The following is a 12,778-nucleotide window of genomic DNA, read 5'->3' as shown; positions in this document are numbered from 1 at the left end:
GAGCGATCTTGCTGATCCGTTCACCCTCCACCACCAGCACCACGTTATCGCGCAGCGTGTCGCCGGTAGCGTCAAACAGGTGGCCGGCCTTGATGTACACGGTCTGAGGCGCGGCTGTGGTGCTCTTTGCCGCCTGTCCACAAACAGCCAGCGCAGTACATCCGAGCGCAAGCACGAGCAAACCGGCGCGTTGAGTTGCAGCACGAACAGAGAGCAAACTGACCTCCATGAGACATGGAATATGTTCTGGACATTATAGAGATCTGAATTGGCCGGGCTATACCCGCGGCAGTCGCGCGTTTTCGGATTGCTGCCCGCGCCTGCTCCGGCAGCGGATGAGTCTCGGCTTTCTGCAGATCGGGCACTCCCATGGGTAGTATCCAAAGAACGACCAGACGTGCTGCTGCAAGAACCCGTGCCGGGCAAGGCGTCGCATGCGCGGCCTCCCGCAGTCGGGACAGGATACCGATGGGAAGCGCGAATTGCTCAAGGAGAACCTAGCAGGCAATACTAAAGGCCTTTCGTCGCATGGCTTAACACGTTGTCGCATATGAAGACATTCGGGACGAGGAGGAGACCCGGTGAGACTTCAAACCAGTGTTCGTTCAGGCGATTGGAGATATTTAACCTTGTAACCGACCGAGCCCGCATTTCGCAAGTCCTGCGACCGCGCGCGCCAGGGTAGGCGACGCATTCAGCGATTCCGGACGCTCCAGGCGGACACCAAGCTTCGATGCATATTCCTTAAACGCAATGTCCACGTCGTACAAAATCTCGACGTGATCGCACAGAAAGCCAATGGGTTGAAGAAGGAGCGTCTTTACCCCTTCCTCGGCAATGGCAGTGAGCGTCTCTTCAACGGAAGGCCCGATCCACGGACCGCCGCTCGCTCCCTGGCTCTGGAAAGCGAACCACCTCTTCGGAATCCCGGGCAAGCGCTCTGCCACAAGCTCCGCGGTTCTCCTGGCTTCCTCCGCATATGGGTCGGCGCCTTCGCCCGGCCACAGCCGCGGACCGGGATTCACTCCTGCAGACACGTCGGGCGGCTGCACCGTACGCGTTGGGACACTGTGCGCCGTAAACAACACAGGAACAAACGCGCCTGTTTCGTCTTTCATCCGATCTTCTGCAGCCCGCAGCCGCTCGGCGAATGCTTCTGCGAGAAGAGGGTCCTGAGCCCAGCCCTCGGTGAAATCGATCTTTAGCGCCCCCGCCTCAGCTTGCACTGCGCGTTTGTAGAGTCCGACACTGGTGCGCGAATTCTGCGGAGCAAGGCAAATCACTGCTGCCTGCTCCACAGCATCGGCGCGCATCTTGCGGACAACATCGGGAATGTAAGGCTTCCAGTTCCGCATGCCGACGTAGACGGGCGCGTCGATGCCTTCCATCACGAGATCAGCTTCCACAAGTCGTCCCTGCTCGAGCGTGATCTCAGTCAACGGACTGCGCCCGATCAGGGAATACCGGTGCTTGATCTCCTCGATGACGTGCTCAGGCAGCGGCCGCCCGCTCACCACGTTGCGCAGGTACTCCGGAATCTGCTCGACGGTCTCCGGCGTACCGTGCGCGAGAAGCAATACGGCCTGCTTAGACATTTTGGTTCTCCAGCCGGAACTCCCGCACCATCCTGACGACGGCCTGTACGTTCTCAACTGGGGTCAGAGGAACAATGCCATGACCGAGATTGAAGATGTGGCCAGGCCGCCCCGCTGCAGCGCGCAGAATCTCCTTCACCCGCAGTTCCAGCACCTCGATCGGTGCGAAGAGAGTGATGGGATCGAGATTGCCCTGCACCGCATGCGCATGGCCCACTTCCTGCCAGCCGATATCCAGAGGCTGGCGCCAGTCTAGACCGATTACATCGGCGCCCGTCGCGGCCATCTGCGACAGCAAGCCGGCGGTTTCGACGCCAAAATAGATCACCGGCACGCCCATTTGCTGCACCGCACGCACCAGCCGCTTCGAAGCCTCGAAAGCATAGTCACGATAGTCCTGCAGTCCCAGCGAGCCAACCCAGCTGTCGAAAATCTGGATGACATCGGCGCCTGCTTGAACTTGCATTCGGCAGTACTCCGTCAGCACGACGACGATTTTGTCGAGAAGAGCACGCCACGTCGGCGTATCGCTGTACATCATCTGCTTGGTGAAGATGTAATTCCGCGACCCGCCCCCCTCGATCATGTAGCTGGCAAGCGTATACGGGGCTCCGCAGAAACCAATTACGCCGAGCCTGTCGCCAAAATGCGCTGCGACCTTTTCAACCGCGCGCGCCACATAGGCCAGGTCGGCTGCGCGATCGACACGCAAGGCCTTCACATCTTCGGCTGTACGCACCGGATGGTGCACCACTGGCCCTTCACCCGCCTGGAATTCAAATGGAAGCCCCATGGGCTCGAGCGGCAGAAGAAGATCGGCAAAAATGATCGCCGCGTCCACGCCCAGTTTCTCGGCTGCGGTGATGGTTACTTCGGCGGCCAGTTCCGGCTGCTTGCAGATTTCCACCAACGTGTGGTGTTTGCGAACTTCGCGGTATTCCTGCATATAGCGCCCGGCCTGGCGCAAAAACCAGACCGGCGTGCGATCGACCGGCTTGCGCAGGCAGGCCCGCACAAAGCGCGTGCCTTCGAGAATCGTCTCCTCGCCGGAGGAAGTCTTTTCAATAATATCCATGTACAAAGATTCTAACGGGCAGCACCCCGGCCACCGCGCTCAACGCTGGCGCACTATGAAAACGAAATCGTGGCCAGAGAAGATTGCCGCGATTTAGAGGTGCAGCGTGGGCCATTTGCCGCCAACGCGCTTCACATCAAATGTGCGCCCATGGACCTCAAGGCGATAGGTTCCGTCTGGAGGCGTCTGGGTTGCTGCGGTGATGCGCAGGCTGGTCCACACCGCGACGGTTGGCTTCTCGTGATCGAGTTTGGTGACGAGCGCCACGGTGCAATCGCTTTCGAAAGCGTCCCCCCGCAGAACGCCGCGTAATTGATCAGTTGTATGCTTCTCTTTCTTGGCTCTATCCATACACTCCTCAGGATTGAAAACCTTACGTCTTCAGGGGAACGAACCGCTGGGATATCGGTTCCGGCTATCTTACTTCAATCCACTCAACACACGATAGGTTCAGGAACATTCAATCTCTTTGCGGCCAATTGACGGCACGGACCGCCGACGCACCAGGGTTTATCTGGGCGTTTGCTGAGGATCCTCGGCACAAAACCAGTCAATTGGCCAAACGCGGTCTTTGCCTCCGGATCACGGAAGAAGCATTCGGGAGAGGAATGAGGCCTCGAGAAATGCTCGCTATGAGATTGTGATCGGATAATCCAAGTTGAAGGGGAAGATCAACTCCGCTTCCGTGGCGACGGGCTTGCCGTTCAAAGTCGCCGGCTGGAAGCGCCAGGTCCTCACGGTTTCCAGCACGATCCTATCCAGATTGTTTCCCAGTCCTTTAACCAGGCTTTCGCTCACCACCTGGCCGAAAGCATCCACACTTACGTCGACAACAATTTTCTGTTCGGAGGAGGGTAGAAGGGATCGGTCGGTGACGGGAGGATGGGGTGAGAAGACGGGGAAAGCGGGGTGAATGTCCGCCAGGTCGCTTCCGTTGCCGGTCGGGGCCTTTGAAGATCCGTCGCCATGATGCGGTGAAAGCGTGGAACCGCCGCCTGACTGCTTGAGGGCCGGGACCTGCATGGGAATGTCAGTCTTCCTGGCGGGCGGCGCGTTCCGTACAGGTTCGCGGGTGATTGCAGCGAAATGCGAAACCGGCAGCTCGATGGTGATGCGATGGGAGCCGCCGGCAAACGCCAGCTGTGCAACAACCTGGGTCTTCACAGGCTGGACGATTACGACTCTCGCGTGCGTGCCGAAGAAGTACACACATGCGAAGAAGGCGCCGTGAAAGGCAACTGAGGTGAAAAGGGCGCGGAAGAGAAGCCGAGAGCGGGCGGCTGGAGAACGCATGGTGACCTCACCTTGAACGGGGACGGTCCAGTGAGTCGATTGTCGCATGAATCCGACCGAAACCGGCGCATGGCAGATGGTTTGCTTGAGCAGCATGGCGCGGAGCTCAGGTGGTTTTCAGCGCGGATCCAGGTGACTTCGGGAATATTCCGAGCGGAATTGGAGTGCTATTCGTCACTTTGAAAAACCCGGATTTCGATATACTGAAGGCACACGAAAATCCCCAAAATTCCCTGATGTGGTGGTGTTGATCTTTTGCGATTTCTAAGTAGAAGCTGGAAGATTGCGGAAGTGACGGCGCTATGCGCGGCGGCAATTTTGTTGGCCTGTAATAGCGGTTTCGCGTTCCGCTGCAGTGTGGAACAGCACCAGATGGATCGTCTGGCGAACTACGCGCGGCAGAGGCAGCGAGCGTGTCTGGAGCTCGGCTTGCTCTGGGAGGCTGACGACCAGGAGCGGCAATACAAACCTAGCACGAGCGCTGGGACGAATGAAACGGTAGGTCCGATTTCGGGCTTCATCATGGATGTGACCGAAAACGAGTTTGGACACGCCGAAGGACGGTGCCACGTGGCCAATGCGAGCTACAAAGAACTTGTAGCCGAGTATTGACGACAGGATTTTGGGGCGGCCGCGGGCAATAAAGTAGCTTCTTTCATTCGGGTACAGGGAGGGTTTGACTTCTCTTGAGGTTGCTGGGCTATGCTCACGATCATCTCCCCTGGCGCGACTGTGATGAGGTGAGCCCCCGGGCTTTTCACCCAGGGGTTTATTCCGAAGCTCAATCCAGGGAACAGCCCGGTTCAGGCTGAATGGGGATTTAGCTGCTGCCCAATTGCGAAGTACTCCGTGGCCCGCCACCGCGCTGCCTGGGCAATGCAAATCACATGCAAGATCATGAAAAGCGGCACGCCGAAAGTCGGAATCAGGCTCATGGGAAGCACGGTCATCGCGCTCGCAGCAACTCCGTGAGGATCGATCACACCGGCAAGGGCGTTCAGCGTTACCGCTGTTACCAGATCCGCCATTCCCAGCAATTGCCAGGCAATGAAACTTCTGCGGTGGCCGGGATTTGCCAGCGTGAGACCGACGAGTGGCGCTGTAGCGCCAATAATGATGTCGCCCCATCCGGCAGGCAAAGCTGACAACCGCGGGAGAATGCCATAGGCTGCAAGGGCAAGGAACACAAAACCAAGTATTCTCCAGCTTTGAACCACGGTCAGAACGGCAGGATTCAAGTTCATTGCGAACTGCCTGAACTGAGGCGATGCAGCGAACCAGACCAGGAACAACACGAGCGGCGTTAAGACGGCTAACCCAAAGCGAAGCGGGGGCTGATTGGGGCCGGTGCTGAACAGGTGCAGGCCTGAAGCGACCAGCGCGAAGACAAACCAGGCTGCGATTAAGGACGCTGTGAGCTTTCCATACGTTGTCATGAGTCGTCTCCTGAATCCGCGACCATCGAGGTCACGATGTTGGTTAAGCTCAGAAGTTTTTCCCAGCGATCGCTTCCGAGTTGGCTTCGCAGCCGCGACTGCACTTCTTCCCAACTGGGAAGTGCGCGTTTGAATTGAGATTCTCCGGCCCGGGTGAGACGCAGCCGCCATTCGCGCCGGTCTTTGCCTGGTTCTTTGGCGACCCAGCCACGGCGGCCCATGATCTCAAGCGTTCGGGTCAGGGTGGTGCTATCGATTGCCAGAATCTGGCCCAGCTCACGCTGCGACACCTTACCCGCCAGAGAAAGTGCCTGCAGAACCGTGAATTGTGTGCCCTTGATTCCTGTCGGGCGCATGGCCTCGTCGTAGAGCTGAGTGAGGGCCCGGGACGCCCGGCGGAAACTCGCGCACATGCAAGGGAGGGACGGAGTGTACGGCTTCGTCATGACGTATAGATGTATATACATCTATTGAGATGCAGAAAAAGATTCAAATGAGACCCGATCGTTCGCTGGAGCAACTGCAGACCTTTCAATCTGCGGTCGCGTGGCAACCTCCGCTGAGGATGACAAACTCAGCAAAAACTCCGCGGACCGCAGGGAAATGTCAGTGGCTGCCGGCGGGTTGCTGCGGAGTTGGCCGGATTGAGGCCACGGGGATCTCGAGAGTTCCGGCACGATCGGTGGTGGCGTCGTAGACGCCGGCGCGCAGGTAAACGTCGCCCGGAGGCATATCGAAGTCGAAGTGGAAGGGAATGCCGGAGCTTTCGGCGATAGCCATCTGGTCCGGGCGGATGGCGAGATTCACGGAGCGAACCAGCCAGTTCAGGGGCTCTCCGCGCTGGCTGTAGACGATGAGAGCGACCTCTACGGGAGCCCGCCGTACGCCATTGGGACTCTCAACCAGGTTCAGATTTTCAGGCGAAAGGAAGAAACGCACGGTGTAGCGCTTGAAAGGCTGCTTCAGGTTGGCGTTGTCGCCTTCAGGAGGTGCATCGGCAGGAAGCGGTGTAGCGTTGGGCTCAACATGCAGGCGGAAGTGGAGGTCGGCGAAGCTGGGCATACCGCGATCCATGAGCGGGCGCAGCGGGTCTTTGGCGGACTCAGCTGATGCAGTTTTGGTTTCGCCGGGGGTTCGTTCGAAGTAGGCGCGCCGGTAGGAAAGTTTGTATTTCTCGTCGTCTTTGAGTCTGACGCTGATCTTGCGTTCGCGGCCAATCTCTTTCGGGTCGGTTGGGGTATAGGCAACGGTGTAATAGCTGGAGCCGTTTTGGATGTCGGCGGCCAGGGCGCCTGCGAGGTCGTTATTGTGCATGGCTTTTCCTCCCGTGGCATTAGCCCAATTTTCTGAGGAGATGAAGGCGAAGTACGGGTCGGTAGAGGCAGAGACGCCACCCGGCATAGTGGTTCCGGGGACCAGGCTGCCTGACGCATCCTGTCCGGCGCCCCCGATGTCAGAGTTGGGAGCAGATACGCCGCCGGTGTCAATCGGATAGATGGAGACGCGCGCTGCAGCAAGCGCATCAAAGGTTTTCTCAATCTGATCTTCGTAAGGGCAGCCAGTCTTGGAGGATGTGATATCGGGCAGGCAGAGCGGGAAGGCGCCAACAAACCAGATGAGGTTTTTGCGTCCCGGAACCGCAGAAACATAGTGCGCAATGGACTGGAGCGCATCGAGCGTGATGAGAAGCTGCTGATTGCGCTGTTCGGCTGTGGAGGTAGCCAAGAATTCCTGCATGTCAGCGATCATCTGGGCGGTCTGAGCGCCGCCGTTTGCTCCGGGACCGCCGGGGTCTGAGGTCATGGTGGAAAGATTCTTGAGGGACGAACCCTGAGTGGCGAGTTCGTTGGGTGTGGCTTCCATGGCAACGGCGACTGGCTTACTGGCGAGGTGTTCAACTGAGGCCCGGAGGAGGGCGGAGTCATCCGTGAATCCCTGAATGATGCGGAGGCGATCGCCAAGCAAGAAGACGCCAATACGAAGGCCGGGAGAAACGGTACCGAGGTATTTGACGATGCGCTGACGGGCGTACGCCTGGTCCTGGATAGTGGTGTTGAGCGCATCCATCAGGAGGATATTGATGGCCTGATTGGGCTCGGTGGCGGGGACGTTGGTGAAGGTGTTAGGCGGTAAAGGCGGTGTCGGCTGTGCCGGGGTTGCGGCGGTGGACGGGAAATGCGGTTCGAAGTATTGCACCGTTTGCGGCTTGCCGTTCTCGAGGATCTCGAAGTCCTCTTTATGGAGGCCGGGGACGGCGACGCCCGTCTTGTCGGTGACGACTATGTCTACAAGGACGTTGCGCACGTTGATCTGAAGCGGCGGGCTCGGGGGATTGTTAGACTGCGCCGAAGCGAAGGAGGGAGCAAGGACGGTGAAGACGATGGCGAGAAGGGCGAGAGCCGGAGTCCGGAAGGTCAGCATGCGTGCGCCTCAAACGTGATTGGAAACTATAGCACTAGACGGCTCAAGGAACAGTGATGGGTGCATCGATTCTGGAGAAACGCAGGCCCGGGCTTGAGGGATGTGAGCGGGTATGGTTCACTGACGGAGGCTTTTCAAATGCGATAGTCTTACCCTTCACAGGAGAATCCAGTACCTAATGCTCAAACTGCAGAGACTTCCCTTCACCGTTCTGGCAGTATTCTTTCTCGCCTTTCCTTCTCTCAGGGCGCAGCAACCCGCGGCGACGCAGGCCCCGGCCGAAGATTACGTTCGCGCCCACTACACGAAATATGAGTTTCGCATTCCGATGCGGGATGGGAAGCGCTTGTTCACCGCGGTGTATGTGCCCAAGGACCCTGCAGGCGGTCCTTATCCGTTTTTGATGGATCGCACCCCGTACAGCGTGGCGCCCTATGGGGAGGATCAGTATCCCAAAAACCTGGGGCCTTCAGAGGAATTCCAGAAGAGCGGATATATCTTCGTATACCAGGACGTGCGCGGACGGTGGATGAGCGAGGGCGAATTCGTCGAGATGCGTCCGCACATCGATAACAAGAAGGGGCCGCAGGATGTGGACGATGCCTCGGACATGTACGACACGATTGAGTTCCTGCTGAAACATGTGCCGAACAATAACGGCAAAGTCGGCATCTGGGGGATTTCGTATCCCGGGTTTTACACATCGGCATCGATGATCGATTCGCATCCGGCACTGGTGGCAGCCAGTCCGCAGGCGCCGATGACAGATCTTTTTCTGGGCGATGACGCATATCATGGCGGGGCTTTCATGCTGTCGGCGAATTTTGGATTCTATGCGTTCTTTCTGCCGCAGAAGGAACCACAAACGCCGAAGGCGACGGTGCCGTTCGATTTCGGAACTCCGGACAGCTACCAGTTCTATTTGAAGGCCGGGAACATCGCGAACCTGGACAAGGAGTATCTGAAGGGCTCGAACTGGTTGTTTGTCGACCAGGCCAAGCACAACACGTACGACGCTTACTGGCAGGCGCGGGATTTGTCTCGGCACATGAAGAATGTGAAGTGCGCGGTACTGGTGGTGGGCGGCTGGTATGACGCCGAGGATCTGAGCGGGCCTTACCGGACGTTCTACGCGACGTCGAAGTTCAATCCGGAGACACCGACAACGCTGGTGGAAGGTCCGTGGGTGCATGGCGGATGGGCACGCAGCGACGGCTCGCATTTGGGCGACGTGCAATTCGGCGCGAAGACTGGCGAGTACTTTCGGCAGAACATTCAGTTCCCTTTCTTCGAGCATTATCTGAAGGGCAAAGGCGCGGCACAACCGAAGGCCGTGGTGTTTGAGACGGGTACGAATGTGTGGCGCCACTTTGATGAGTGGCCCCCCAAGGCCGCGACAGCGAAGATGTTGTATTTCCACGCGGGCGGAAAGCTGAGCTTCAATCCGCCGACCGAGGTGCAGAGCCGGGATGACTACGAGAGCGATCCGAACCACCCCGTGCCGTTTGTGGGCTACACCACGGATACGGTTCCGCAACGGTACATGGTGGATGACCAGCGATTCGCGAGCGAACGAACCGACGTGCTGACGTATGTGAGCGATCCGCTGGAAGAAGATGTCACCATCGCGGGGCCGATTTCGCCGAAGCTGAAGGTAGCAAGTTCCAGCACGGATTCGGATTTCGATGTGAAGCTGATCGATGTTTATCCAGACAATTATCCCGATCCGGACGAAATGGGCCGCCCTAACAAGCGGGTCCTGGATGCGCCGCCGGTGAGGATGGGCGGATACGAGCAATTGCTGCGAGGCGAGCCATTCCGCGCAAAGTTCAGAAATAGCTGGGAGAAGCCAGAGCCGCTGGTGCCGGAGAAGATGACGGATATTAACTTCACCATGCCGGATCTTTTTCACACATTCCGGCGCGGGCACCGGATCATGGTCCAGGTGCAGAGCTCGTGGTTCCCGCTGACCGATCGCAATCCGCAGATTTTCGCTGACATTCCCAACACGCCACCAGACCAGTTTACGAAGGCGACGGAGCAGGTATTCCACCAGAAGGATGCGGCTTCAGGCGTTGAGGTACTGGTGATGCCGAAAGACTAGTGGTCAGTGGGCAGTGAAGGCTGGCATTGGCTGAACTCTGTAAATTGAAGTGTTAACAAAGTAATTGTTCGACAGTCGTGAGGTGTTAGATGTTTGGTTGTACGTACCGTTCTGTTTCAATTCTGGCAGTGGCCGTTCTGGTCGCTGCACCTGTGATCCGCGCCGAAGAGGGGATGTGGACCTTTGATAATCCGCCACTGAAACAACTGGCGGCGAAGTACAACTTTCATCCGACGCAGGAGTGGCTGGACCACTTGCGCCTGTCGAGCGTGCGGCTGAATGACGGAGGCTCCGGTTCGTTTGTGAGTGCGGATGGGCTGCTGCTGACCAATCATCACGTGGCGCGCGGACAACTGCAGAAGAACTCCACGGCTGAGCACGATTATCTGCTCAATGGGTTCTATGCGGCGACGCCAGACCAGGAGATGAAGTCACCCGATCTTGAGATCAATGTGCTGGTAGGAATGCAGGACGTTACGGCGCGGGTGCAGGGCGCGGCCAAGGGGATCGCGGACGATGCGAAGGCACTGAAGGCACGCGAAGCAGAGATCGCAGCGATCACAAAGGAGAGCAAGGATAAAACAGGACTGCGCTCGGATATTGTGTCGTTTTATAGTGGCGGTGAATATTGGCTCTATCAATACAAGGCGTACACGGATGTGCGGCTGGTTTTTGCGCCGGAGCAGCAGGCGGCATTCTTCGGGGGCGATCCAGATAACTTTACGTATCCGCGTTATGACCTGGATATGGCGCTGTTTCGCGTCTACGACAACGGGAAGCCGCTGCACACAGACAACTACCTGAAGTGGAGCGCGAAGGGCGCGGCACCCGGCGAGCTGATTTTTATTTCGGGTAATCCAGGTTCTACATCGAGACAGGACACGATGGCAGAACTGTTGGTGGAGCGGGACGTAGTGGAACCGGCCGTCACGGATTATCTGAAGCGCCGGATCGCCGCGGCACAAGCATATGCGGCAAAGGGTCCGGAGCAGGCGCGGCAGGTTGGCTCGACAATTTTTGGTTTGCAGAACAGTCTCAAGGTGTATGTCGGCCGGGCGGAGGCTCTGGCGGACAAGAACCTGATCGCGAAAAAACAGGCGGAAGAAGATGACTTCCGCAGGAAGGTCGCCGCGAATCCCGAGTGGGAGAAAGAGTACGGGAGCGCCTGGGGCACGATTGCAAAAGCCGAAGAGCAGGTGAAGCCGGAATTTCGGTACCGGATTTATCGGCGGACGGACAGCAGGCTGTTCACGATTGCGTTGCTCCTGGTGCAGTATTCCGCTGAGATCAAGAAACCGGATGGCGAGCGGTTGGCACAGTTCCATGATGCGAACCTGCAATCGCTCAAGTTTCAGTTGCTGTCGCCGGCTCCGATTACGAAGGACACAGAAAAGCTGTTCATGAAGACGGCTTTGAATCTTGGCGAAGAGAAGCTCGGCAAGGACGACGCGTATATTCAGGCCGTGCTGAATGGCGGGCCGGTTGATGCGACGGTGGATTCGATGGTGGATGGCACCAAGCTGGGCGATGTGGCTGTGCGCAAAGAGCTGATGGATGGAGGCGAGGTAGCAATTGCAGCGTCGACAGACCCGATGATTGTTGCGGCCCGGCGCGTGGATCCGATTGTGCGCGAGTCGCAGCGCAAAATGCGCGACACAATCGAAAGCGTGCTGACACCGGCGGGCGAGAAGCTGGGGAAGGCGCGGTTCCTGGTGTATGGGAAGAATGCTTATCCCGATGCGACATTCACGCTGCGTTTGAGCTACGGGACAGTAGATGGCTATCCCTACAATGGAACGATCGCACCGCCGTTCACGACGTATTACGGGCTGTACGATCGCGCATACAGCTTCAGCAACAAGGCGCCGTTCAACTTGACGCCGAAGCAGGAGGCAGGGCTGAGCAAGCTTGATTTGGCGACACCGCTGGACTTTGTTTCAACGGGCGACATCATTGGCGGAAACTCGGGTTCACCGGTGGTGAATCGCGAGGGCGAGTTGGTGGGGCTCATCTTCGACGGCAACATCGAGTCGCTCGCAGGAGACTTTGTTTACGACGGAACGAGAAATCGCGCCGTTGCCGTGCATTCGGCGGGAATGATCGAGGGCCTTCGCAAACTGTATGGCGCGGCCGCGCTGGCCGATGAGCTGGAAGGAAAGAAGTGAGAAGCTTATAGCTACCAGCTATGTTTCGAAAGGTAGGGGAGCCTTGATGGCTTCCCTTCCCTTTTGCAGCAGAAATGAGGGAAAGATTACGGAACTGCAGTCATGGCTTTGGGTTCGCGCAGCGTGGGAAGGACGAAGGCCATGATGAGAAGAGCAGCCGGGATGGTGAGCATGCCTGCGCGGAGGCTGCCTGTCTGCGTTGAGATGAAACCGGCGATCCAGGGAAGAACGGAGCCGCCGAACCCCGCTGTAAAGAGGATCCAGCGCGAGTCGGCGGTGTGGCGCGCGCGGGCGAAGAAGCCGGCGAGAACAAGCGGATACGTTGGCGCCAGCGCAGCTCCAAGCAGGAACATGGCCACGTTGCGAGTGGCGACGGAGCTTGCCAGCTCGAGAAGCAACGCGGATGCGAATGCAAGAGCAATGGCAACACGGAAGACGCGCATGGGTGCGGCGCGCAAGAGGAGCAGAGACGACAATCCCCGGGAAGAAAGAAATCCTGCCCAGTAAAACGACGAAGACGCGGCCGCAAGGACGATTCCCCTCCCGGTCATGCGGAGCGCGTAAGTAGGCAGCCACGCAGCGACGGTGTTTTCGATACCTACTTGCAGGAAGGCAGCGAAGGCAAAGACAACGACAAGTCGAAAAGCGGTGCTGGCTATCGGGGAATCGCCAATGGCATGAGCCGGTTC

11 protein-coding genes and 1 pseudogene are annotated in these 12,778 nt (G+C 58.1%); 3 read left to right on the top strand and 9 right to left on the bottom strand.

Annotated elements, in window-relative coordinates; all coding sequences use genetic code 11:
* From WA354_RS23200 to WA354_RS23180, 5 genes and pseudogenes are all read right to left on the bottom strand, one after another.
* Window positions 1-217 (bottom strand): annotated as a pseudogene (locus WA354_RS23200) (hypothetical protein); the annotation flags it as partial.
* Window positions 218-623: 406 nt separating this feature from the next.
* Window positions 624-1,595: a ferrochelatase gene (locus WA354_RS23195; RefSeq protein ID WP_472815401.1), complete on the bottom strand. Its 972-nt coding sequence runs from the start codon at window positions 1,593-1,595 to the stop codon at window positions 624-626.
* Entirely contained in the window at window positions 1,588-2,670 is a 1,083-nt protein-coding gene (gene hemE / locus WA354_RS23190; RefSeq protein ID WP_472815400.1) for a uroporphyrinogen decarboxylase, read from the bottom strand. Before hemE ends, WA354_RS23195 begins: the two co-directional genes overlap by 8 nt.
* 93 nt (window positions 2,671-2,763) lie before the next feature.
* Window positions 2,764-3,021, bottom strand: a complete 258-nt coding sequence (locus tag WA354_RS23185; RefSeq protein WP_472815399.1) for a hypothetical protein — start codon at window positions 3,019-3,021, stop codon at window positions 2,764-2,766.
* Between the two features lie 279 nt (window positions 3,022-3,300).
* Entirely contained in the window at window positions 3,301-4,059 is a 759-nt protein-coding gene (locus tag WA354_RS23180) for a TonB family protein (RefSeq protein ID WP_472815398.1), read from the bottom strand.
* 276 nt (window positions 4,060-4,335) lie between these two features.
* On the opposite strand from WA354_RS23180, the gene WA354_RS23175 reads away from it, so the two are divergent.
* Window positions 4,336-4,575: a hypothetical protein gene (locus WA354_RS23175; RefSeq protein ID WP_472815397.1), complete on the top strand. Its 240-nt coding sequence runs from the start codon at window positions 4,336-4,338 to the stop codon at window positions 4,573-4,575.
* A 191-nt stretch (window positions 4,576-4,766) separates the two neighbouring features.
* On the opposite strand, the gene WA354_RS23170 is transcribed toward WA354_RS23175, so the two are convergent.
* The 3 genes from WA354_RS23170 to WA354_RS23160 form a co-directional block, all read right to left on the bottom strand.
* Window positions 4,767-5,399 (bottom strand): hypothetical protein, encoded by a 633-nt coding sequence (locus WA354_RS23170; protein WP_472815396.1) that lies wholly within the window; start codon window positions 5,397-5,399, stop codon window positions 4,767-4,769.
* The gene (locus WA354_RS23165; protein ID WP_472815395.1) at window positions 5,396-5,866 is read right to left on the bottom strand and encodes a MarR family winged helix-turn-helix transcriptional regulator; all 471 of its coding nucleotides are present in this window, start codon (window positions 5,864-5,866) and stop codon (window positions 5,396-5,398) included. The genes WA354_RS23170 and WA354_RS23165 overlap by 4 nt, the downstream gene beginning before the upstream one ends.
* A gap of 139 nt (window positions 5,867-6,005) precedes the next feature.
* Window positions 6,006-7,820: a VWA domain-containing protein gene (locus tag WA354_RS23160; RefSeq protein ID WP_472815394.1), complete on the bottom strand. Its 1,815-nt coding sequence runs from the start codon at window positions 7,818-7,820 to the stop codon at window positions 6,006-6,008.
* Window positions 7,821-7,998: 178 nt separating this feature from the next.
* Here WA354_RS23160 and WA354_RS23155 point away from each other — a divergent pair, with 178 nt between their 5' ends.
* Together WA354_RS23155 and WA354_RS23150 are read left to right on the top strand one after the other, a co-directional pair.
* Window positions 7,999-9,924 (top strand): CocE/NonD family hydrolase, encoded by a 1,926-nt coding sequence (locus WA354_RS23155; protein WP_472815393.1) that lies wholly within the window; start codon window positions 7,999-8,001, stop codon window positions 9,922-9,924.
* Window positions 9,925-10,013: 89 nt separating this feature from the next.
* Window positions 10,014-12,089 (top strand): S46 family peptidase, encoded by a 2,076-nt coding sequence (locus WA354_RS23150; protein WP_472815392.1) that lies wholly within the window; start codon window positions 10,014-10,016, stop codon window positions 12,087-12,089.
* Window positions 12,090-12,175: 86 nt separating this feature from the next.
* Here WA354_RS23150 and WA354_RS23145 read toward each other — a convergent pair.
* Window positions 12,176-12,778, bottom strand: a 603-nt coding sequence (locus tag WA354_RS23145; RefSeq protein ID WP_472815391.1) for a hypothetical protein, incomplete at its 5' end; no start/stop codon positions are given.

The sequence above is a fragment of the Occallatibacter sp. genome (genome assembly GCF_049802275.1).
Taxonomy (GTDB): Bacteria; Acidobacteriota; Terriglobia; order Terriglobales; family Acidobacteriaceae; genus Telmatobacter.
This window is presented reverse-complemented; position numbering and strand designations above follow the sequence as displayed.